Origin of the sequence: Streptomyces sp. CCM_MD2014 (assembly GCF_000772045.1) — a bacterium.
In the GTDB taxonomy this organism is placed as follows: Bacteria; Actinomycetota; Actinomycetes; order Streptomycetales; family Streptomycetaceae; genus Streptomyces; species Streptomyces salinarius.
The window spans coordinates 5,681,988-5,703,765 of sequence record NZ_CP009754.1; the positions used below are offsets into that span (position 1 = coordinate 5,681,988).

Genomic DNA, 21,778 nt, shown 5'->3' on the forward strand with positions numbered 1-21,778 from the left:
CGTCGGGAGCGGAACAGAACCACGTACGACCCAGCCGCCGGAGGCGATAGCGCTCCCTCGCGAACCACGCCGCACGAGTCGATCGGAACCGCTCCATGACCGACACGCTCCGTCCCGCCGAGACCGCCGCCGCGCCCCCGGACGCACCGGCACCCGAGGAGTCCCGGGCGCTGAAGCGTTCCATCGGGGTCGTCGGCGGTACCCTCCTGACGCTCTCGTGCGTGACCCCCGCCTCCACGCTGTTCGTGGTCGTCCCCGACCTCTTCGGCTCGCTCGGCACCGCCACCGCGCTCACCATCGCCATCGGCTCCCTGCTCTGCGTCGCCGTGGCGTTCTGCTACTCGGAGCTGGGCACCCTCGTCCCCAGCGCGGGCGGCGAGTACGCCATGGTGTCCACGATGGCCGGGCGCCTCGCGGGCTGGCTGGTCTTCGTGCTGTCCCTGCTGGTCGTCATGATCGTGCCGCCGGTGATCGCGATGGGCACGGCCGACTACCTCGAACCGATCCTGCACCTCGACCCGTCCCTGGCCGGCGCGGCGGTCATGCTCCTGGCGACCCTGGCCGGTCTGCTCGACCTGCGCGCCAACGCCTGGATCACCGGCGTCTTCCTGGTCCTGGAGGTCATCGCCGCGGCCGTCGTCGCGGTGCTGGGCTTCGCCCACGCCGAGCGCGGCCCCGGCAGCCTCCTGTCGATGGAGGTCGGCGGCGCCCACGGCGGCACGGACCCCGTGACGGCCATGCTGGTCGTCTCCGGGCTCGCCATCGCCCTCTTCATCACGCAGGGCTTCTCCACCGCCGTCTACCTCTCCGAGGAACTGGAGAACCCGCGCTGCAACGTCGCCCGCACCGTCCTCGCCACCCTCGCCATCTCCACCGTGATCATCCTGGTCCCGGTCGCCGCCATCACCCTCGGCGCGTCCGACCTGGGCGAGCTGACCGGCGGCGACATCGGCGCCATGGTCGCGGCCTGGTCCAACTCCGCCGTCGGCACCTTCGTCAGCCTGTGCGTGGCCCTCGCCATCATCAACGCCGGCATCGTCATGGTCATCCAGAACTCGCGCGTCCTGTTCGCCTCCGCCCGCGACAAGGCCTGGCCCGCCCCGGTCAACGGACTCTTCGCCAGGCTCGGCCGGTTCGGCTCCCCGTGGGTCGCCACCCTCGCCGTCGGCGTGCCCGGCGCCGCGCTGTGCTACGTCGACCTGGACACGCTGTACGGCGTCACCGGCGTCTCCGTCACCGCGATGTACCTGCTGGTCGCCGTCGCCGCCCTCGGGGCCCGGCGCGGCGCCCACCGGCACGCGCGCGCGTGGCGCATGCCCCTGTGGCCGGCGATGCCGGTGCTCCTGATCGTGGTCCTCGCCTACATCCTGACCCAGCAGGAGGTGAGCCACCTGCTGTGGACCGGCGGCATCGCGGCCGCCGCCACCCTGTACTGGGCCCTGTATCTGCGCCCGCGCCGCGACACGCGCTGGCTGGTGACGGTCCCGCAGGACGTCCGCGAGCCCGCCGGACCGTGACCGGCTCACCGGACCGTGACCGGCCCACCGGACCGTGACCGGCCCACCGGAGGGCGACGGCCGGCCCACCGGAGCCGACGGCCGACCGCCGGGGAATGACGGCCGCCGGATCACGAGGGTCGCCGGATCATGACGGCCGCCGGGCCACGACGGTCGCTGGGCGGGGACGGACGCCGGGCCGGGACCGCCCGCCGGGCGTGACGGCTCATCGGCCCTGACCCACCAGCGGCCGCGACCACCCGCCGACCGCGACTACCCGCCGACCGCGACTACCCGCCGACCGCGACTACCCGTCGGCCGTGGCAGCGCGCCGACCGTGACAGCCCGCAGGGCTTGACGGCAGCCCGGCCGCCGCCCCGCAGCCCGGCTGCTCCCCGGGCCCCGACCGATCCCGGCCAACCCTGACCGACCCCGACCGGTCTCCCGGGCCCCGCCCGGACTACCGCGCCCGTGGTACGTGCGGCCGGCCGCGTACTTCCGTGGGAGGGGCGCCGGTTCACCCCCGGGAGGGCGGTCGCCGTCGGCGCCGGCCCGTACCGTTGACGCATGGATCTTCGACTGCCCCGCGTGCGAGGGCTGCTACGGGGGCCGCGGCGGATGCTCTCCGCCGCGGCCGCCGTCGTCGTGCTCGCCGGAGCCGGGACGTGGACGGCCGTCGCCGGTGACGACCCGGCCCCGGTGCGGCGCGCCGACCGGGTCGTGGCGGTGGGCGACGGCGTGCGCCTGGACACCTCGTACTTCACGGCCGGCTCCGGCGGCCGCCGCCCCGCCGTCCTGCTCGCGCACGGCTTCGGCGGCAGCAAGGACGACGTACGGGAGCAGGCCGAGGACCTGGCCAGGGACGGGTACGCGGTCCTCACCTGGTCGGCGCGCGGTTTCGGCAAGTCCACCGGGAAGATCGGGCTGAACGCGCCGGACGGCGAGGTCGCCGATGTCTCCCGCCTGATCGACTGGCTCGCGAAGCAGCCCCAGGTCCGGCTCGACAAGGACGGCGACCCCCGCGTGGGCATCGCGGGCGGTTCCTACGGCGGCGCGGTGGCCCTGCTCGCGGCCGGTCGCGACACCCGGGTGGACGCCGTCGCCCCGGCGATCACGTACTGGAACCTCGCGGACGCGCTGTTCCCGAACGGCGTGTTCAAGAAGCTGTGGGCCGGCATCTTCGTCAACTCCGGCGGCGGCTGCGACCGGTTCGAGGCCGACCTGTGCCGCATGTACCAGCGGGTCGCCGAGTCCGGCACGCCCGACGCCGAGGCCGTGCGGCTCCTCGAGCGGCGCAGCCCGCAGGCGGTGGGCGAGCGGATCAAGGTGCCCACCCTGCTCGTGCAGGGCCAGACCGACTCCCTGTTCCCGCTCGGCCAGGCCGACGCCGCGGCGAAGGCGATCCGGGCGAACGGCGCCCCCGTGGACGTCGACTGGATCGCGGGCGGTCACGACGGCGGAGACATGGAGACCGACCGCGTCCAGGCGCGCATCGACGACTGGTTCGACCGGTATCTCAAGGACGACGCGAGCGCCGGCACCGGCCCCGCCTTCCGCGTCACCCGCACCGGAGGCGTCGACTCCACCGACGGGCAGGCCCAGTTGCGCGGCGCGAGCGCCGAGCACTACCCGGGCCTGACGAACGGACAGCGCTCCGTGCCCCTGCACGGCCGGGAGCAGCGCGTCGACAACCCGGCCGGCGCCAACCCGCCCGCCGTCTCCGCCCTGCCCGGCATCGGCGGCGCCGGAGGGCTCTCCCAGCTCTCCTCGCTCGGCGTCGGCGTCTCCCTGGACTTCCCCGGCCAGTACGCGGCGTTCGAGTCCGCCCCGGTCGACGACGACCTGCGGATCACCGGCTCGCCGACGGCCACCGTCCACGTCCGCTCCACCACCGACGACGCCGTCCTCTTCGCCAAGGTGTACGACGTCGGCCCCGGCGGCACGGCGCCCGTGCTCCCCTCCCAACTGGTCACCCCCGTCCGCGTCGAGGACGCCGAGGCGGGCAGGGACGTGACGGTCACCCTCCCGGCGATCGACCACGAGGTGGAGAAGGGCCACCGCCTCCGCCTGGTCCTCGCCTCCACCGACCTCGGCTACGCCTCCCCGGCCGCCCCGGCGACGTACACCGTCTCCCTCGAGGGCGACCTGAAGGTGCCGACCGCGCCCGGCGTGACGACCGCCGCCGCCCCGCTGCCCGCCTGGGTGTGGTGGCTGCCCCTGGCCGGTGCCGCCGTCGCCCTGGTCCTGCTGTGGACCGGCCGCCGCCGCACCACCGCGCCCGCACCCGACCCGGCGCTCGCCGACGTGCCCCTGCAGATCACCGGCCTGAGCAAGCGCTACGCCGGGTCCGCCGAGCGGTACGCGGTGCGGGAGCTGTCCTTCCGCGTGGAGAAGGGGCAGGTGCTCGGTCTGCTCGGACCCAACGGCGCGGGCAAGACCACCACGCTGCGGATGCTGATGGGCCTGATCACGCCGGACGACGGCGAGATCAGGGTCTTCGGCCACGCCATCCGGCCCGGCGCCCCGGTGCTGTCCCGGGTCGGCGCCTTCGTCGAGGGCGCCGGATTCCTGCCGCACCTGTCCGGCCGGGAGAACCTGGAGCTGTACTGGCGGGCGACCGGCCGCCCGCCCGAGGACGCCCACCTGGACGAGGCCCTGGAGATCGCCGGGCTCGGCGACGCGCTCGCCCGCGCGGTGCGCACCTACTCCCAGGGCATGCGCCAGCGGCTCGCCATCGCCCAGGCCATGCTCGGCCTGCCCGACCTCCTCATCCTCGACGAGCCGACCAACGGCCTCGACCCGCCGCAGATCCGCGAGATGCGCGAGGTGATGATCCGCTACGCGGCCGCCGGACGCACCGTGATCGTCTCCAGCCATCTGCTGGCCGAGGTCGAGCAGTCCTGCACCCACCTCGTGGTCATGGACCGGGGCCGGCTGGTCCAGGCCGGCCCGGTCGCCGAGATCGTCGGCTCCGGCGACACCCTCCTCGTCGGCACCGGCCTGCCCGTGGACGAACCGCTCGTGGACAAGGTGGCCGCCCTGCCCGGCGTCGCCTCGGTCGTGCACACCGACGACGGGCTCCTGGTCCGCCTCGACCCCGGCGGCACCGCGCCCGGCCTGGTCGCCGAACTGGTCCGCCTGGAGATCCCGGTGGCGTCGGTCGGCCCGCACCGCCGCCTGGAGGACGCCTTCCTCACCCTGATCGGAGGATCCGCATGAGCGCGCCCACCAAGCCGGCGACGGCCGGGCCCGCGCCCGGACCGGCGTCGGCGCCCGACTCGGCGCCCGGCTACCGGGCGGGCCGCACCCTGCCCCTGCGGGTGGAGCTGGTGCGTCAGCTCAAGCGGCGCCGGACCCTGTTCATGGGCGCGATCCTCGCAGTCCTGCCGTTCGTCCTCGTCGTCGCCTTCGCGATCGGCGGCGAGCCGGACGGCCCCGGCGACCGCATCACCCTGATGGACACCGCCACCGCCTCCGGCGCCAACTTCGCCGCCGTCAACCTGTTCGTCTCGGCGGGCTTCCTGCTGGTCGTCCCGGTCGCGCTGTTCTGCGGGGACACCGTGGCCTCCGAGGCGAGCTGGTCCTCCCTGCGCTATCTGCTCGCCGCGCCGGTGCCGCGGGCGCGGCTGCTCGCGTCCAAGCTGGCCGTCGGGCTCGGGATGAGCCTGGCCGCGATGGTGCTGCTCCCCCTGGTGGCGCTGGCCGTGGGCACGGTCGCCTACGGCTGGGGGCCGCTGGCCATCCCCACGGGCGGCTCGCTCGCGCCGGGGACGGCCGCGCAGCGCCTGGTCGTGGTCGTGGCGTACATCTTCGTGTCCCAACTGGTCACCGCGGGGCTCGCCTTCTGGCTGTCGACCCGCACCGACGCGCCGCTCGGAGCGGTCGGCGGCGCCGTCGGCCTCACCATCGTCGGCAACGTCCTGGACGCCGTGACGGCGCTCGGCCACTGGCGCGACTTCCTGCCCGCGCACTGGCAGTTCGCCTGGGCGGACGCCGTCCAGCCGAACCCGGAGTGGTCGGGCATGATCCAGGGCGCGGCGGTCTCGGTCACGTACGCGCTGGTGCTGTTCGCCCTGGCCTTCCGGGGTTTCGCCAGGAAGGACGTCGTCTCCTAGGTCACCCGAGGGCTGCCCGCCGGTCTCGGCGGGACGCCCCCGTGCCCCCTTCGAGACACAGCCGTAACACCCCGTGCCGCACGTTTCGCCCCGCCGCCCCGTCACAGTCACGTACACCGGCGCCGAACAAGCACAGGGGGACGGACGATGAACCGGTACGGGACGCACGGGAAGCGGGGGCGGCGCGGCACGAGCGCACTGCTCGCGCTCACCCTGGCGGGCGGAGTGCTGCTCACCGGCTGCGGGGGAGGGGACGACTCCGCCGGCGGTGCGAAGGACACCACGGTCGACTCGCGCCGTCGCGGCTCGGCCCCGATGCCCGCCCCCGACCGCCCGCGCGGCGAGGGCGAACAGCGCCACGACGGCGGCACGGCCACCGGCGAGGCCGGCAAGAACGGGGACTCCCGGGAGATCGCGCCCGACCCCGACTACCTCTCCACCTTCGCCCTCGACGTCGACACCGCCTCCTACGGCTACGCCCGCCGCACCCTGTCCGAGGGCCGGCTGCCCGACCCGGCGACGGTCCGCCCCGAGGAGTTCGTCAACAGCTTCCGCCAGGACTACGAGCGGCCCGACGGCGACGGCTTCTCGGTGACCGTGGACGGCGCCCGCACCGACGCCGAGGACTGGTCACTGGTCCGCGTCGGCCTGGCCACCCGCTCCGCCGAGGAGCGGGGCGAACGCCCGCCGGCCGCCCTGACCTTCGTCATCGACGTCTCCGGCTCCATGGGCGAACCCGGCCGCCTCGACCTCGCCCGGGAGGCGCTGGGCACCATGACCGACCGGCTGCGCGACGACGACTCCGTCGCGCTCGTCACCTTCAGCGACGAGGCCGAGACCGTCCTGCCCATGACCCGGCTCGGCGACCACCGCGGCCGCGTCCACGACGCGATCGACGGTCTGGAGCCGGCCGAGTCCACCAACCTCGGCGCGGGCGTCGAGACCGGATACGAGACCGCCGTCGAGGGCCGCCGCGAGGGCGTCACCAACCGTGTCGTCCTCGTCTCCGACGCCCTCGCCAACACCGGCGACACCGACGCGGACACCATCCTCGAACGCATCGCCGCCGAGCGCCGCGAGCACGGCATCACCCTCTTCGGCGTGGGCGTCGGCAGCGACTACGGCGACGCCCTGATGGAACGCCTCGCCGACAAGGGCGACGGCCACACCGCGTACGTCTCGACCCCCGAGGACGCCCGCGAGGTGTTCTGCGAGCAACTCCCGCGCCACATCGAGCTGACCGCCCGCGACGCCAAGGCCCAGGTCGCCTTCGACCCGGAGACCGTCGCCGAGTTCCGCCTGGTCGGCTACGACAACCGCCAGGTCGCCGACGAGGACTTCCGCGACGACCGCGTCGACGGCGGCGAGGTCGGCCCCGGCCACACGGTCACCGCCCTCTACGCCGTCCGCACCAGGCCGGGCGCCGACGGCCACCTCGCCACGGCCACCGTCCGCTGGCTCGACCCCGGCAGCCGGGACCCGCACGAGGAGTCCGGCGCCGTGGAGACCGACGCCCTCGACGGCTCGGTCTGGGAGGCCGGGCGCGGGCTGCGGGTGACGGCGACCGCCGCCTACTTCGCCGACGCGCTCCGGTCCGCGGACGGCGACCGCAGCTCCCTGCCGGGCGCGCCGGGACTGTCCGAACTGTCCGGGCGGGCCGACGGCCTGGCGGACCGCACGGAGGACGAGGACGTGCGCGAGCTGGCCGAGGCGATCGAGGAGGCGGACCGGCTGACCTGACCCGACGGGGTGCCGCCCGCCCATTGACGTTTCCTTACGCGTGAGTAAGTTTACTCTGAAGTAAGTTCGTAAGCGGGTTCGCAGGAGTTCACGCGACAGCGCAGCAGTCCGACCGCGACCGGGAGCCGTCATGGGCGTACGCAGGGACCTGAAACGGGCGAAGGGGCGCGGTGGCCCGGCGTCCCGAGCGAGGACCGAGACCGTCAGGGACGCGGACGGCACCGTCCGCGAGGCCCGCACCGCCCCCCTCGCGCCCCCTCCCACCGAGGGCAGCACCGCCGACATCCCCTTCACCAACGCGGCCGAGGCCCCCGGCGCGGTGATCCTGCGCCGCCAGGTGGACGGGGCCTGGCGGCCCGTCACCGCCGCGGAGTTCGCCCGCGAGGTCACCGCTGTGGCCAAGGGCCTGATCGCCGCCGGCCTCGAACCCGGCGGCCGGGTCGCCGTCATGTCCCGCACCCGCTACGAGTGGACGGTCCTGGACTTCGCGATCTGGGCGGCCGGCGGCCAGACCGTCCCGGTCTACGCCACCTCCTCGGCCGACCAGGTCGAGTGGATCGTCCGCGACTCCGGCGCACGGCACGTCGTCACCGAGACCGCCGCCCACACCGCCACCGTCCGGACCGGCACGGACGGCCATCCGGAGCACCCGAGCGTCTGGGAAATCGACGCGGGTGCCCTCGCCGACCTCACCGCCCTCGGACTGGGCGTGAGCGACGAGGAGGTCACCAAGCGCCGCACCGCCCTCACCCCGGACGCGGTCGCCACCGTCTGCTACACCTCCGGCACCACCGGCCGCCCCAAGGGCTGCGTCCTCACCCACGCCAACCTGCACGCCGAGGCCGCCAACACGGTCGAGCTGCTGCACCCGATCTTCAAGGAGGTCACCGGCCAGACCGCCTCCACCCTCCTCTTCCTGCCGCTCGCCCACATCCTGGGCCGCACCATCCAGATCGCCTGCCTGCTGGCCCGCATCGAGATCGGCCACTTCCCCAGCATCAGGCCCGACGAACTGCGCCCCGCGCTCAAGTCGTTCCGCCCGACCTTCCTGGTCGGCGTCCCGTACCTGTTCGAGAAGATCCACGACACCGGCCGGGCGACCGCGGAGAAGATCGGCCGCGGCGCCTCCTTCGAACGCGCCCACCGCCTCGCCGTCCGCTTCGGCGGAGCGCACCTGGAACGCTTCCTGGGCCGCGGCAAGGGCCCCACCCCCGGCCTGTGGGCCGGCTGGGCCCTGTACGACCTGCTGGTCTACCGCCGGGTGCGCAAGGAACTCGGCGGCCGGATGCGCTACGCCATCAGCGGCGGCTCCCCGCTGGAGACAGACCTCAACCTGTTCTTCTACGCCGCCGGGATCATGATCTACGAGGGCTACGGCCTGACCGAGACCACCGCCGCCGCCACCATCGTCCCGCCGCTCGGCCCCCGCCCCGGCACGGTCGGCCCGCCCGTCCCCGGCACCGCCGTGCGCATCGCGGACGACGGCGAGGTCCTGGTCAAGGGCGGCATCGTCTTCGGCGCCTACCGGGGCAACCCGGAGGCCACCGACGCGGCCCTCACCGACGGCTGGTTCGCCACCGGCGACCTCGGCTCCCTCGACGCCGACGGCTACCTCACCATCACCGGCCGCAAGAAGGACCTGCTGGTCACCTCCGGCGGCAAGAACGTCTCCCCGGCCGTCCTGGAGGACCGGCTGCGCAGCCGCCCGCCCGTCGCCCAGTGCCTGGTCGTCGGCGACAACCGTCCCTTCGTCGCCGCGCTGATCACCCTCGACCCGGAGGCCGTCGCCCACTGGCTGGCGGTGCGCAAGCTGCCCGCCGACACCCCGCTGTCCGAGCTGGTGCGCGACGAGAGGATGCGCGCCGACGTCCAGAAGGCCGTCGACCATGCCAACGCGGCCGTCTCCCGGGCCGAGTCGATCCGGGCCTTCCGGCTCGTCGAGGGCGAGTTCACCGAGGAGAACGGGCTGCTCACCCCGTCCCTGAAGGTGAAGCGGCACGCTGCGGTCGCGGCGTACGCGGACGACATCGAGGCGCTGTACGCGACGCCGGGACGCTGACCCGCAACCATGCGCCGCGGGCATGCGAAAGGGGCGGGCCGCCGCTGTGCGCGACGTCCCGCCCCGGGCCGCTGCCGGCGCCCGCCGTGCTCAGCCCTCGCCGTTGGCGGAGAGGATCGAGACGTCCTCCAGGAGGTGGGCCAGCGCACCGTCGCGCTTGGCCTGCGTGGAGTTCTCCGCGCACTGCTGGTTCATGTCGTCGCCCAGGACGTTGAGGTCCTGGATCGGCACGAGACCGATGACGCTGACCGGGATGTCGCTGACCGCGATGCAGGGCTTGTTGAAGGAGCCCTGGATGAGCGCCATCTGCGGGCTCATGTTGCCCGTGGTCATCGAGTTGCCGAAGTACTGCGAGGCGCCGTTCCCGTTGGCGGCGACCGGCCCGCTGTCGTCGCCGATCGCCATCGCCTGCGGGGCCGCGGCAGCGGAGGCGCCCATGACGGAGGCGGCGATCGCCGCGTAGGCAACTACCTTCTTGATCACTGGCCAGTCCTTTCTGAGGAAACCCCGTCCACCGGAGCGCTCTGGTCAACTCCGTGAGTCCGTCCGGGTTTCTCCCGTTCACTCCGACGGCGGACAGCGGGAAATGTGTACGGGTTCGCGTTTGCCCGGGGATTCCGGCGAATTCCGGCCCGTTCTCGAGATCCCGTGCGGGCCAACCGGGTGAACGCCCGCAACCAATCATGGCGCATCGGGTTGATGAGGCCGTAGGACAGTGCGTCGCTACGACGAAAGGAACGCGAAGTGCTCAAGAAGGCAATGGTCGCCGCGGCGGCTGCCGCTTCTGTGATCGGCATGTCGGCTGCCGCCGCTCCCCAGGCCCTGGCCATCGGGGACGACAACGGGCCGGCCGTGGCCAACGGCAACGGCGCCTCCTCGGCGTTCGGCAACTCGGCGACCGAGGGCGACATGAGCCCCCAGCTGTCGCTGGTCGAGGGCACGCTGAACAAGCCGTGCCTCGGTGTCGAGGACGTCAACGTCGCCGTCATCAACCTCGTCCCGATCCAGGACGTCAACGTCCTGGCGGACGACCTGAACCAGCAGTGCGCGGACAACTCCACGCAGGCCAAGCGGGACGGTGCCCTGTCGCACGTCCTGGAGGACCTGTCGGTCCTGTCGGCGAACGGCGAGGGCCGCTGAGCCCAGCCCGGCCCGGTACGGGCGGCCCGCTGATTTCCGCGTGGGCCGCCCGTCCGTGAACGGGACGGGATTTCGCCGGGGAGCGGATCGACGTCGTCGCTCTCTTGGGGGAACGGCCGGACCGAGTCGTGGGGCATCCGAGTGAATTACGGGGTGTCCCACGTTCGGTACTTTCTCCGGCCGTCAATTCCTCGTTTGCAGGCTGCAGGTCATGGTGCGAGCCGTCAATGCTGTGCTCGCGCGGTTTCGGCCGTCATTCAGGCATGACCGCAGAGAAGGGAAAGTTCATGAAGAAGAGCGCTGCTGTCGTCGCGGGCGCGATCATGGCCCTCGGCATGGCCGCCCCGGCCTTCGCCGACGCCGGTGCCGAGGGCGCCGCTGTCGGCTCCCCGGGCGTCCTGTCCGGCAACGTCATCCAGGTTCCGGTGAACGTCGACGCCAACGTGTGCGGCAACACCATCAACGTCGTTGGTCTGCTGAACCCCGCGTTCGGCAATGTGTGCGTGAACGACTGACGCTGTTCCGCACCGACCGGCTGCGTCACGGCCGGCCTTGGCCAACTCGTTTGGTTCGGGCCGGCCTTTCGCCTTTCTGCAGCCCGTCCCCTCCGGATCTCCGGATCGCTCCGGATCGCTCCGGAACGTTCTCCGACGATCTCTCATCTCTCATCTCTCCGAGCAGGAAGACAACCAGAGTGCGACAGACCCTGAGCAGGGGGATGGTCGCGGCTGCCGCCGCGACGGGCATCCTTTCCCTGTGCGGCAGCCCCGCCCTTGCCGACTCGCATGCGGACGGAGCGGCCACGAACTCACCGGGCGCCGTGTCCGGCAACGCCCTCCAGGCGCCCATCGACGTGCCGGTGAACGCCTGCGGCAACACGATCGACGTGATCGCCGCGCTGAACCCCGCCTTCGGCAACGAGTGCGAGAACGCCTCGGACGAGCAGACCGACGGCCACGGCGACGGCGGCGGGTACGGCGAGGACACGTCGTCCTCGTCCTCGTCGCCGACCGGGTCCTCCTCCGGATCCCACGCGGACAGCGTGACCGAGGGCTCTCCCGGCGTGGGCTCCGGCAACAGCACGCAGGTCCCGGTCGACGTGCCGGTCAACCTCTGCGGCAACACCGTCGACGTGATCGCCGCGCTGAACCCGGTCTTCGGCAACGAGTGCGAGAACGCCTCGGAGGAACCCCCCGGCTACGGCGAGGAGGAGCCCCCGCCGCCCACCACGCCCCCCGGCTACGGCGAGGAGGAGCCGCCGCCCCCGACCACGCCTCCCGGGTACGGCGAGGAGGAGCCCCCGCCGCCCACCGACGAGGAGGAGCCCCCGCCCTCCGGCGAGGAGGAGCACCCTCCGACGACTCCCCAGACGGAGCAGCCGCCCGTCCTGGCCGAGACCGGCAGTGAGGGCACGCTGGGTGCCGCGGCCGCCGGTGCCGTGCTGATCGCGGGCGGGGCGATCCTGTACCGCCGGGGCCGGGCCGCCGCCGGCCGCTGATCCCGCCCCACGCGCCCCCGACGCCCCCGGACGGCCCCCGCACGGGCCGCCGGGGGCGTCGGGCCGTCCGCCCCCGGACGGCCCGGGAACGTCAGTGGCTGCCCGCCCGGTCCGGGTCCGGGCGGTCGGCGTGACCCTCCTCCGGGCGGTCCGAGGCGCCGGTGCGGTCCGCGGCCGGTGCGGAGGCCTGGCGTACGACGCGGGCCCGGGCCGGGGCCGCGGCGTCCGGGCGGGCGCCGGCCCGGTGCACCCGGTCCCGCAGCCGGGCGCTCACGTGCCGGCCCCACAACGCCCACAGGGCCCGGCCCGGCGCCCGGTCGTCCCGGGCGTACCAGGCCAGCTCGCGCCCTCCGCGCCCCTCCCCGGCCGGACGCAGCGCGCTCAGCGGCGCGTAGTTCTCCACCACGAACGCCCGCCCCGGCCGCGGCGTCCCCTGAGGCAGCGGCCGGTGGGTCAGGTCCAGGTGCAGGGCCCGTACGACATCCAGTCCCGAGGTGTCGGTGAAGAGGCGGAACTGGGCACCGGGGCGCGGGTTGAAGTCGAGCAGGTGATAGCGGCCGGTCGTGCCGCAGCGCCGGAAGTCGAGGTCGAGGACGCCCCGGTAGCCCAGTTCGGAGACGACCCGTTCGGAAAGCGCCCGCACCTCGGGGTTCGGCGTCCAGCGGCCCACCGCCGTCAGGCCGGCGCCGCGCGGCCTGGCCCGTGTCTTGCGGCCGGGCCCGCCCGCCCGGACCGCTCCCGTGCGGTCGGCGTACCCGTGGAAGAACCAGTCCCGGTCGGGCCCCGGCGGCAGGAACGCCTGCAGCAGCAGCCGGCTTCCGGCCTCCTCGGCCCGCCCGTACAGCTCCCCGGCCTCCCGTGCCGAGCGCACCAGCACCGTGCTGCGCAGCCCGCCGCCCGGGGGCACCAGCCAGGGCCGGCTCCACTTCGCCACCACCGGCAGCCCCAGCCGCCACGCCGCACGCGCCGCCTCCGCCGCGCCGTCCGGGACGACGGTCTCGGGGTGCGGGACACCCAAGGACGCGCACGCGACGGCCAGTTCCGCCTTGTCGGCCACGCGCTCCGCGAGCCCGGCCGGCTGGTCCGGCAGCAGGAACAGGGGCGCCAGCTCCGCCCGCGCCCGGCCCACGGCCACGGCACACGCGTCGTCCATCGGAATCAGTACGGCGGGGCGCGCGATCCGCGCGGCGACGCGGCGCAGGGTCACCGCGATCTCGGCGGGCGACGCACCGGGCGGCGGCGGGGTGTGCAGCTCGCTCAGGTAACGGGAGGCGCGGACCGGGCTCCCGGCGCAGTCGGCGACCACGTGCACGTCCACCCCCGCGCGGCCGAGCGAGCGCACGGCACCCAGCGTTCCGTGGTGAAAGGGATTCCGGTCGGTCCGCAGCACGACGGCGGGGACCCGGGTGTCGAACAGCGACACGGGAGACTTCCTTCGGATTCGGGCTTGTGCGAGCGAGTGCCGCCGGGGCGGTTCACCGGTGCGGGCGATCGCCGCACTCGAACGCCGTAACGGCGGTGGCGTGATGGCATTTCATATGACTGAGTGTCAGTAAGAGGCGTGATTCGGGGCGATCCAAGGAGGCCGGTATGGCCGTACGGCAGTCACGGGCCCGGTCCGGGCGGCGGCCCGCGCACGCCGCGGCGGCGGCGATCGCGGTGGCGGTGTTCCTGGCCGCGGTCCCCGGCGTCGCCGCCGGCGAACCACCCGCGCCCGGACCCGGGCCCAGTACCGGAGCCAGTACCGAAGCCGGTACCGGAGCCGGTGCCGAGTCCACCCCCGCCTTCGGCGCATACCTGGACTACGGCCCGCGCGGCGTGGCCCGGATGGCCGCGCTGAGCCACTGGCTGGGCGGCGCCGAACTGCGCGTCGGCCACACCTACCTGCCCGGCGACCGCTGGAGCAACATCGAGGGAGCCCCCGGTTTCCTCGACGTGTGGGCCGACTGGCGCACCCGCCAGGCCGACCGGATGCTCGTCCTCAACGTGCCCATGATGGAGCGCAACGAGGAGCACCTCGGCGACGGCGAGGTGCGCCGACTGCTGCGCCAGGGCGCCGCCGGACGCTTCGACCACCACTTCCGCGCCCTCGCCGAACGCCTCGTCGCCCTCAAGGTGCCCGACACGGTCCTGGTGCTGGGCTGGGAGATGAACGGCACGACCTACTCCCACCGCTGCGGGCCCGACCCCGAGGCCTGGAAGACCTACTGGAACCGCATCGTCACCACCATGCGCGCGGTGCCCGGCCAGAAGTTCCGGTTCGACTTCGCGCCGAGCCGCGGCCGGGACGCCGTGCCCTGGACGCGGTGCTACCCGGGGGACGCCACCGTCGACATCATCGGCATGGACTCCTACGACCAGCCGCGCGGCATGACCTTCGACGAGCAGGTGAAGGAGCCCTACGGCCTCCAGGCGCACGTCGACTTCGCGAAGGCGCACGACAAGCCCATCTCCTACCCGGAGTGGGGGCTGTTCCGCAACGGCGACAACGCCGCGTACATGCGCGGCATGCTCGCCTGGATGGACGAGCACAAGCCCGTGTACAACACGGTCACCGACTACTGCCCGCACGGCGTCTGGCAGTGCGACGACAATCCCCGTTCCACCGCCGTCTACCGGTCCGTGCTCTTCGGCCGCACCGACGAGTCCGAGCCGACGGCCCCGAAGCCCGAGGAACCGGGCACGCCCACCGCACCGCCCGTGCCCCCGGTGCCGTCCACCGCGCCCGAGCCCCCCGCCGACTGCTCGCCGCTGGAGCTGGGCGACTGGGTGGAGTACTGGCTCGGCGGGAAGCTGTGCATGCGCCTGGACTGGTACTCGCGCAACGAGTAGCGGCGCGCGGCGGGGGCGGTCCCGGGGCCGGTCAGGTGGTTCCGTCACCGCCGGCCCCCCTCCGCTCCGCTCTTCGCCGCAGCAGCTCCTTGCCCCGCCGCCGCGCGGCCGCGTCGCACAGCGCCGCCGCCAGCAGCGGGGCGGTGCGGCGGCGGGCCAGCAGCAGCCGCTGGTTCGGCACCGGTGCCGGGCGCCAGCGGTGTTTGTACGGCTCGTCGCCCCGCAGCAGGCTCAGCGTGGAGCGCCCCGGCGCGCGGGCGTACCCGGCGCACGCGTCCAGCAGCATCACCGCCACGTCCGCCTTCGCCTCCCGCAGCCGGGGATGCGCGCCGTACAGATAGCCGCCGGCCAGCCGGCGCGACAGCAGCGTCACGTCCACGGCCACCACCTCGTCGGCCATGCGGAACTCGGTGACCACCGCGTCCCCGGACCGCACCATCGGCCCCACCGCCCGCACCAGGTGCTCGCGGAAGCGGGGGCGCAGGTGCTCCCCGGTGACCTTCCGCCCCCGCCACTGCAGCCGGTGCAGTTCGAGCAGGCGCCGCACCGCCGCGTCCGCCTCGTCGGGCAGCACGGGCCGGCTCTTGACGCCGAGCGCGTCCAGCCGGCGCAGCTGGGCGCGGACCCGCTGCCTGGCCTTGGCCGAGGGCAGCCGGGCGGCCAGCTCGTCCAGCGGGAGGGCGGGCAGTTCCAGGCAGAGCGAGTCGGCCAGCCGGCGCCGGGGCCCGTGCCAGCACGCGTAGAGCCGTTCGGCGGCGGCGCCCGGCCGTACCTCGCGCAGGTCGACCAGCGCGGTGCGGGACGCCGCCGCGAGGCCCGCGGCGAGGGCGGCCACAGCGTCCGGGCCGCGTTCGTCGTCCAGCAGGACGTCCCCGTAGTCCGAGATCGCCCCGCCCAGCGGCACCAGCGCGGGCACCGGGCGCCGTACGAGCATCAGCGGCGCGGCGGCGACCGGTTCGCCGCCCTCGCGGGCCAGCACCACCCGCAGCCGGCCGGGCGAGCCGTACGAACACCACCAGGAGCGCAGCCAGGCATGGCTCTGGAACGGGGTGGCGGTGGCGCACCGGCCGTACAGCCGCCCCCACTCCGGGGCCAGCTCGGCGAAGGCGGTCTCGTCGGTGACCAGTTCGATCGTGTGGCCGGGCGGGAGTGCGCGCGGCCGCGGCGGTCCCGGGTACGTCACAGCTGTCCGCGTCCGTCGGCCGCCGACGCCGGTCCGGGCACGGCAGCCGCCGTGCGGCCGGGCTCCCGGCCGGCGCGGCGCGGCCGGACCAGCAGGGCGAGGCCGCCCAGCAGCCCGCCCGCGCTCGCGCCCACCAGGCCGGTCACCGCGGCGGACGGCGAGGACGGCTCGGTGGGCTCGGTGGCCCGGGCGAACTGCCGCAGCTCCACGCGGGTGTCGTCGGCGGAGGCGTCCGCGTGCCGGGTCAGGGCGCGGGCGACCGCGTTGGCCATGTCGGCGGCCTCCTCCGGGTCGGCGGAGGTGGCCGTCACCGACACCATCGGCGCGTCCGGCGAGGTCGCGGTGCGGACACTCCGCTCCAGGGTCGCCACCGGCACGTCGGCCCACATCTGCGCGTCCCCGAGTACCGCGAGCTGGGTGGCGACCCGGCCGTAGGCCTGCGCGAAGCCCAGCGCGGACGCGGGGTCGGACTCGTCGGCGGCCACGGCGACGACGTAACTCGTCGCCGTGTACTGCGGGGTGGCGAGCAGGCCGTACCCGGCGCCGATCACCCCGCCGACGAGGACGCCCGCCGCGAGCGGGGACCAGGGCGGCAGGGAGCGCAGGCGGCGCAGGGAGCCGTCCAGGGCGCGGCGCAGGGCGGCCCGGGCGCGGGCGCGGCGGGCGGGTGCGGCGGGCCCGGGGTCCGTCGCGGGCTCGGCCGGGGACTGGGTGAGGGGCTCGGTCATGCGGAACTGACTCCCTGGGGTGCCGGGGACGGGGGCAGCGGTTGCGTGAGGGTGGCCGCGTAGACGTCCATCAGCCGGGCGGCGCTGCGGGTGACGCAGTAGTGGCGGGCCGCGTCGGGCGCGGTGCGCGAGCCGGGGACCGGGCCGCCGGACGCGCGGGTCTCGGCGAGGGCCCGGGCGAACTCCCCGGCGCCGCCGCCGACCCGCCGTGCCGTGGGCGCGGACCCGGGCGGCAGGTCCTCGATCGCCGGGCAGGAGGCGTACAGCACCGGCAGCCCGGACGCGAGCCCCTCCACGGCGGCCAGGCCGAAGGCCTCCTCCGGCGACGGCGACGCGAGGACGTCCATCGCGGCGGCGAGCGCGGGCAGGTCGGGGCCGGGGGAGCCGTCGGGGTGGTAGGGGCGTTCGCCGGTGAGCAGGACGCGGTCGGCGACGCCGGCCTCGCGTGCGGTGCGCCGCAGCAGGTGCTCCTCGGGGCCGCCGCCGACCAGCAGCAGCCAGCAGTCCGGCGGCAGCAGGGCCAGGGCGCGGATCAGCACGTCGAACCGCTTGGCCGCGGTCAGCCGTCCGACGCCGCCGACGACGTACGCGCCCTCGGGCAGGCCGAGGCGGCGCCGGGTGCGCAGCCGCTGGACCGGGTCGAAACGGAAACGGTCCAGGTCGATGCCGTTGGGGACGACCTCGATGCGGGGCGCGGGCACGCCCCAGCGGCGCAGCCGGTCGGCGACGGTGGGGGAGACGGCCACCGTGGCACTGCCGAGGCGCTCCCCGGCCAGGTACAGGGCGCGGACGGCCGGGGTGAGCGGGCGGCCCTCCATCTGGGAGTCGCCGAGGGAGTGTTCGGTGGCGACGACCGCGCGGACCCCGGCGAGACGGGCGGCGAGGCGGCCGTAGAGGCAGGCGCGGTAGAGGTGGGTGTGCACGAGGTCGTAGCCGCCGGTGCGGATGAGACGGGCCAGGCGCGGCAGCGCGGCCAGGTCGCGGTTGCCGGTCATGCCGAGGTGGACGACGTTGACGCCGTCGGCCAGCAGGCCCTCGGCGACCGGTCCGGGGTTGGTGAGCGTCACGACGTCGCAGTCGAGGGGCAGGTGCCGCAGCAGCAGCCGCAGTTGCTGCTCGGCGCCGCCGACACCGAGGCCGGTGATGATGTGCAGGGCCTTCACGTCCGTCACCTCACACCCCCGCCGCGGCCCGGCGGCGCAGGCGGTGCAGCCGGGTTTTGAGGAGCAGCCGTACGGGGGTGTCGCGCTGGCCCACGTGCACGCGGGGCAGCGCGTACGGGCCGGTCAGCGGGCCCGGGTCGATGGCGCAGGCGTAGCCGTACCCGGCGGCGCGCACGGCCTCGGCGGCGCGGGCGTCGACCGTGCCGTACGGGTAGCAGAAGCCGGTGACCTCGGTGCCGGTCAACTCGGCGAGCAGGGCCCTGCTCCCGGCGGTCTCGGCGGCCAGCGCGGTGTCGTCCGCCGTGGTGAGGTCGACGTGGGTGAGACCGTGCGAGCCGATCTCGACGCCCTCGGCGGCGGCGCGGCGGATGCCGTCGGCGGTCAGCAGCGGCTTGCGCGGGCCCAGCGGATCCCAGGCGTTGTCGCCGCCGAGCCGCCCCGGCAGTACGAAGAGGGTCGCCCCGCAGCCCCAGCGGCGCAGGCACGGCAGCGCGTGCTCGACGAAGTCGGCGTACCCGTCGTCGAACGTCAGCCCCACCAGGTCCCCGCCGCCGCCCCGGGCCCGGGCGGCCAGCAGTTCGGCGACCGGCACACCGCGCAGCCCGCGCCGCCGCAGCCAGCCCAGCTGCGCGTCCAGCCGGCCCGGCGTGACGGTGATGCGGTACGGGTCGTCCGAGCAGTCGCCGACCGAGTGGTACATCGCGATCCAGGGGACGGAGGCGGGGCGGGCGTCAGCGGTCGGTGCGGGAGCCGCGGACGTCGCGAAAGCCGCGGAAGGGGAACCGGGAGCGGGAACGGCCATGCGGGTGCCTTTGTGTGACGGGGTGGGGGAGACGGACGGGGCGGACCGCCCTCAGGGCGGGGCGAAGGCCCCGGACGCCCAGGGCCAGGCAGAGGACGACGAAGACTCCGCCGACGGCGGCGGCGCCGACGGCCAGCGAGAGAGCGGTCCGTGAAACGGCGGCACCGGCGTCCGCGACCCGGTCCGCGGCCAGGGCGCCCGCGCCGGTCGCCACGGCCGCCGCGAGCACCGGCCGGCCCAGGTCGCCCAGGACCCGCCGGACGCGCACCGGCACGCTGCGCGGGCCCGTCCCGGCGAGCAGCAGGGCGGCGGTGACGGTGATGCCGGCGGCGTTGGCGGCGGCGATGCCGCGCACGCCCCACGGGCCGACGGCCGAGGCGCCGACGACGGCGGTGGCGAGGACACCGACGGCCATCGCGCCGAACGGATACCAGGACGCCCGGCCCGCCGAGAAGTAGGAGCGGGCCAGCGCGCCCACCACCGTCTGGCCGAGCAGCCCGAGCGCGTACACGCGCATGACGCCGGCCGTCGCCGCCGTGTCGGCCGCCGTGAACGCGCCGCGCTGGAAGAGCAGGTGGACGATCTGCGGCGCGCACGCGACCACGGTGGCCGCGCCGAACAGCACCAGGCAGGCCGCCAGCGCCACGTCCCGCTCGACCCGGTCGCGGGCCCGTACGGTGTCGCCGTCGGCCAGCGCGCGGGCCACCACCGGGAAGGTGACCGTGCACAGCATCAGCGACAGCGTCATCGGGATCTGGGCCACCTTCTGCGCGTAGTTCAGGTGCGAGATGGCCCCGGAGGGGAGCCCGGAGGCCAGGAAGCGCTCGATGAGCACCTGGGACTGGCGGCACAGGGCGAACAGCAGCACGGTGGTGAACAGGGCGAGAGCGAGCGGCCGGGCCGCCTCGTCCGCCGTCACCGTATTCCGCTCGCCCTCCCGGTGCCTCAACCGCCGCAGCAGCGACGGAAGTTGCGCCGCCACCATCAGGACGCCGCCCACCGCGACCCCGGCCGCCGCCGAGCGCACCCCCCAGCGCCCGCCGAGCACGAACATCACCGTGATGATGCCGGTGTTGTGGGCGACGTAGATCGCCGCCGGGGCCAGGAACCGCCGGTGCGCCCGCAGCGCCGCGCTGCAGTACCCGGCGAGCCCGAAGCTGACGACGCAGGTGGCGGTGAGCCGGGTGCAGTCGACGGCGAGGGCGTGGTCGGGCAGCCCCGGCGCCAGGGCCCGCACCAGCGCCGGCGCGGCGACGGCGACCAGCGCACCGGCCGCCGTGAACGCGAGGGCCAGCCGGGGCAGGGTCGAGGCGACCAGCGCGCGCACCGGGTCGCCGGCCACGCCCCGCGCGCGGCGGGCCAGGGCCAGGCTGAACATCGGGACCAGCGCGAAGGCCAGCCCGTCCTCGATCAGCAGTGTCGCCGCGAACTCCGGGACCGTCCACGCCACCAGGAAGGCGTCCGTCTCGCCCCCGGCCCCGAACAGCCGGGCCAGCGCCTGGTCCCGGGCCAGCCCGAGCACCGACCCGGCCACCGAGAGCACGGCGGTGACCAGGGCGGCCCGGGCCAGGAAACGCCCCGAGGACCGGCCGTCGGCGGCGGGTGCGGTCTCCGCGGGCGGCCGGGCGGTCCGGGCGTCCACGGCCGGCGGGCCGGCCTCGGGACCCGGGCGCGCCGCGCCCGCCGCGCGCGGTGAGGTCGTCGTCACCGCTCCGGCACCTCCCGCGCGGCGGAACCCAGTGCCCACCAGGCCGCCAGCCCGAAGGACACCGCCGTCAGGACGGTCGACGGCCCACCGATGTCGGCGTACGCGAAGTCGGTCAGCTGCCAGACCAGGAGCCCGCAGGCGACGAACGCGCAGTCCGGCGCCGAGCCCCGTGCCCGCCGGACCGCGCGCAGCCTGCGCAGGCCCAGCACCAGCAGCGCCAGCCAGCTCCCGGCGAGGCAGAGCAGCCCGGTCAGCCCCTGCTCGGCCAGCACCAGCAGATACATGTTGTGCGGGGACAGCAGCGGCTGCCTGCGGTACCCGGCGCCCGCGCCGTCGGTCTCGCTGCCCGAGGACAGCGCCAAGGAGGCGTGCGCGTCCCGGTGTTCGGGGAAGCCCTTCAGCCCGACGCCGGTCAGCGGACGCTCCCGCCACATGCCGGCGGCCGCCGCCCACATCGTGTAGCGGTCGGTCACCGACTGGTCGGGGGCGTCGGTGACCTCGGTGATGCTGCCGACCCGCTCCTGGAGCATCGCCGTACCGATCCCGAATCCGCCCACCAGCACCACCGCCGCCGCGACCACGGCCGCCCCCACGGCAAGCGCCCTGCGCGCCCCGGCGAGCAGCAGTTGCACCGCGCAGGTCACAGCCGTCGCGATCCACGCCCCGCGGCTGAACGACACGGCCAGCGGCAGCAGCAGGGCGCACGCGCACCCGGCGGCGAGCAGCCGGTGCCGCGACGGCGTCCTTCCCAGCGCCAGCCCGAGGGCGCAGACCAGCCCCAGGGACACCACGGTCGCCATCCCCATCACGTCCTGCGGCCCGAAGGTGCCCACGGCCCGGACCGTCTCCCCCTGGTAGGAGGCGCCCGTGCCGGTGACGTACTGGTGCACGCCGACCGTTCCCTGCCACAGGGCGAGCCCCACCATCGACCAGGTGAGCAGCCGCACGTCGGCCCGGTCGCGGACGAGCAGCAGCACGGCGGCGGGGACCAGGACGAAGACCTGGAGGTAGCGGCCGAGACCGGCCACTCCCGCCCCCGGCGACACCGCGCCCACCGCCGCGAGGGTCAGCCCGAGCACGGGCAGACCGAGCACCGTCGCCGCCGTGCGGGACAGCGGGCGACGCCGGTCGCGCACCAGCCGCAGCGCGCAGTACAGCACCGCCAGCGCCGAGACCGCGTCGGCCGGGTGCGCGCCGCCCCCGTCGTCCGGGGCGAACGGCAGCGCGAGCAGCGCGACGACGGCGACCACGGCCAGCACGGGCGGCAGCCGCCGTACGCGTGCCGTCGGCCGCAGGGGCAGGGCGTGGGCCACC

At 75.0% G+C, this 21,778-nt stretch carries 17 protein-coding genes; 9 read left to right on the plus strand and 8 right to left on the minus strand.

Translation table 11 applies throughout. The features are described 5' to 3' along the window. Window positions 1-95: 95 nt before the first annotated feature. The 5 genes from NI25_RS25425 to NI25_RS25445 all read left to right on the plus strand — a co-directional run bounded on the left by NI25_RS25425 (window position 96) and on the right by NI25_RS25445 (window position 9,410). A complete protein-coding gene (locus tag NI25_RS25425; protein WP_061444661.1) occupies window positions 96-1,517 on the plus strand; it encodes an APC family permease in 1,422 nt (473 codons plus the stop codon). 546 nt (window positions 1,518-2,063) lie between these two features. Then, window positions 2,064-4,715: a CocE/NonD family hydrolase gene (locus NI25_RS25430; RefSeq protein ID WP_061444662.1), complete on the plus strand. Its 2,652-nt coding sequence runs from the start codon at window positions 2,064-2,066 to the stop codon at window positions 4,713-4,715. Continuing rightward, on the plus strand, window positions 4,712-5,611 hold the full coding sequence (locus tag NI25_RS25435; protein ID WP_061444663.1) for an ABC transporter permease: 900 nt from the start codon (window positions 4,712-4,714) through the stop codon (window positions 5,609-5,611). Before NI25_RS25430 ends, NI25_RS25435 begins: the two co-directional genes overlap by 4 nt. 147 nt (window positions 5,612-5,758) lie before the next feature. Continuing rightward, the gene (locus NI25_RS25440) at window positions 5,759-7,351 is read left to right on the plus strand and encodes a vWA domain-containing protein (protein WP_061444664.1); all 1,593 of its coding nucleotides are present in this window, start codon (window positions 5,759-5,761) and stop codon (window positions 7,349-7,351) included. 130 nt (window positions 7,352-7,481) lie between these two features. Continuing rightward, window positions 7,482-9,410, plus strand: a complete 1,929-nt coding sequence (locus NI25_RS25445) for an AMP-dependent synthetase/ligase (RefSeq protein ID WP_061444665.1) — start codon at window positions 7,482-7,484, stop codon at window positions 9,408-9,410. A gap of 90 nt (window positions 9,411-9,500) precedes the next feature. On the opposite strand, the gene rdlB is transcribed toward NI25_RS25445, so the two are convergent. After that, entirely contained in the window at window positions 9,501-9,893 is a 393-nt protein-coding gene (gene rdlB / locus NI25_RS25450; protein WP_061444666.1) for a rodlin RdlB, read from the minus strand. Between the two features lie 261 nt (window positions 9,894-10,154). Here rdlB and rdlA point away from each other — a divergent pair, with 261 nt between their 5' ends. The 3 genes from rdlA to chpA all read left to right on the plus strand — a co-directional run bounded on the left by rdlA (window position 10,155) and on the right by chpA (window position 12,048). Then, complete coding sequence (gene rdlA, locus NI25_RS25455; RefSeq protein ID WP_061444667.1) at window positions 10,155-10,550, plus strand: rodlin RdlA; 396 nt, start codon at window positions 10,155-10,157, stop codon at window positions 10,548-10,550. Window positions 10,551-10,837: 287 nt separating this feature from the next. Further along, window positions 10,838-11,065, plus strand: coding sequence for a chaplin ChpD (gene chpD / locus NI25_RS25460; protein WP_061444668.1), 228 nt, complete (start codon window positions 10,838-10,840; stop codon window positions 11,063-11,065). A gap of 179 nt (window positions 11,066-11,244) precedes the next feature. Beyond that, window positions 11,245-12,048 (plus strand): LAXTG-anchored chaplin ChpA, encoded by an 804-nt coding sequence (chpA, locus tag NI25_RS25465; protein ID WP_267886345.1) that lies wholly within the window; start codon window positions 11,245-11,247, stop codon window positions 12,046-12,048. 91 nt (window positions 12,049-12,139) lie between these two features. On the opposite strand, the gene NI25_RS25470 is transcribed toward chpA, so the two are convergent. Further along, a complete protein-coding gene (locus NI25_RS25470) occupies window positions 12,140-13,471 on the minus strand; it encodes an ATP-grasp domain-containing protein (RefSeq protein WP_061444670.1) in 1,332 nt (443 codons plus the stop codon). A gap of 167 nt (window positions 13,472-13,638) precedes the next feature. On the opposite strand from NI25_RS25470, the gene NI25_RS25475 reads away from it, so the two are divergent. After that, window positions 13,639-14,880 (plus strand): glycoside hydrolase family 26 protein, encoded by a 1,242-nt coding sequence (locus NI25_RS25475; RefSeq protein WP_061444671.1) that lies wholly within the window; start codon window positions 13,639-13,641, stop codon window positions 14,878-14,880. A gap of 31 nt (window positions 14,881-14,911) precedes the next feature. Here NI25_RS25475 and NI25_RS25480 read toward each other — a convergent pair whose 3' ends face one another. Genes NI25_RS25480 through NI25_RS25505 form a run of 6 tightly spaced genes read right to left on the minus strand, consistent with a single transcriptional unit; the run spans window position 14,912 to window position 21,777 of the window. Then, on the minus strand, window positions 14,912-16,063 hold the full coding sequence (locus tag NI25_RS25480; RefSeq protein ID WP_061444672.1) for a GNAT family N-acetyltransferase: 1,152 nt from the start codon (window positions 16,061-16,063) through the stop codon (window positions 14,912-14,914). Continuing rightward, a complete protein-coding gene (locus NI25_RS25485; RefSeq protein ID WP_107071843.1) occupies window positions 16,060-16,791 on the minus strand; it encodes a lipopolysaccharide biosynthesis protein in 732 nt (243 codons plus the stop codon). Before NI25_RS25485 ends, NI25_RS25480 begins: the two co-directional genes overlap by 4 nt. Next, window positions 16,788-17,954 (minus strand): glycosyltransferase family 4 protein, encoded by a 1,167-nt coding sequence (locus NI25_RS25490; RefSeq protein WP_061447093.1) that lies wholly within the window; start codon window positions 17,952-17,954, stop codon window positions 16,788-16,790. The genes NI25_RS25485 and NI25_RS25490 overlap by 4 nt, the downstream gene beginning before the upstream one ends. Before the next feature lie 10 nt (window positions 17,955-17,964). Further along, complete coding sequence (locus tag NI25_RS25495) at window positions 17,965-18,654, minus strand: polysaccharide deacetylase family protein (protein WP_061444673.1); 690 nt, start codon at window positions 18,652-18,654, stop codon at window positions 17,965-17,967. 31 nt (window positions 18,655-18,685) lie between these two features. Further along, window positions 18,686-20,464: a lipid II flippase MurJ gene (gene murJ / locus NI25_RS25500; protein ID WP_061444674.1), complete on the minus strand. Its 1,779-nt coding sequence runs from the start codon at window positions 20,462-20,464 to the stop codon at window positions 18,686-18,688. Then, complete coding sequence (locus NI25_RS25505; RefSeq protein ID WP_061444675.1) at window positions 20,461-21,777, minus strand: O-antigen ligase family protein; 1,317 nt, start codon at window positions 21,775-21,777, stop codon at window positions 20,461-20,463. The genes murJ and NI25_RS25505 overlap by 4 nt, the downstream gene beginning before the upstream one ends. Between the last annotated feature and the right edge of the window lies 1 nt (window position 21,778).

Bases quoted from the DNA above. Each gene is read 5' to 3' on its own strand.
- NI25_RS25425 (WP_061444661.1), top strand. From the start codon at position 96: ATGACCGACACGCTCCGTCCCGCCGAGACCGCCGCCGCGCCCCCGGAC.
- NI25_RS25430 (WP_061444662.1), top strand. From the start codon at position 2,064: ATGGATCTTCGACTGCCCCGCGTGCGAGGGCTGCTACGGGGGCCGCGG.
- NI25_RS25435 (WP_061444663.1), top strand. From the start codon at position 4,712: ATGAGCGCGCCCACCAAGCCGGCGACGGCCGGGCCCGCGCCCGGACCG.
- NI25_RS25440 (WP_061444664.1), top strand. From the start codon at position 5,759: ATGAACCGGTACGGGACGCACGGGAAGCGGGGGCGGCGCGGCACGAGC.
- NI25_RS25445 (WP_061444665.1), top strand. From the start codon at position 7,482: ATGGGCGTACGCAGGGACCTGAAACGGGCGAAGGGGCGCGGTGGCCCG.
- chpD (WP_061444668.1), top strand. From the start codon at position 10,838: ATGAAGAAGAGCGCTGCTGTCGTCGCGGGCGCGATCATGGCCCTCGGC.
- NI25_RS25475 (WP_061444671.1), top strand. From the start codon at position 13,639: ATGGCCGTACGGCAGTCACGGGCCCGGTCCGGGCGGCGGCCCGCGCAC.
- NI25_RS25485 (WP_107071843.1), bottom strand. From the start codon at position 16,791: ATGACCGAGCCCCTCACCCAGTCCCCGGCCGAGCCCGCGACGGACCCC.
- NI25_RS25495 (WP_061444673.1), bottom strand. From the start codon at position 18,654: ATGTACCACTCGGTCGGCGACTGCTCGGACGACCCGTACCGCATCACC.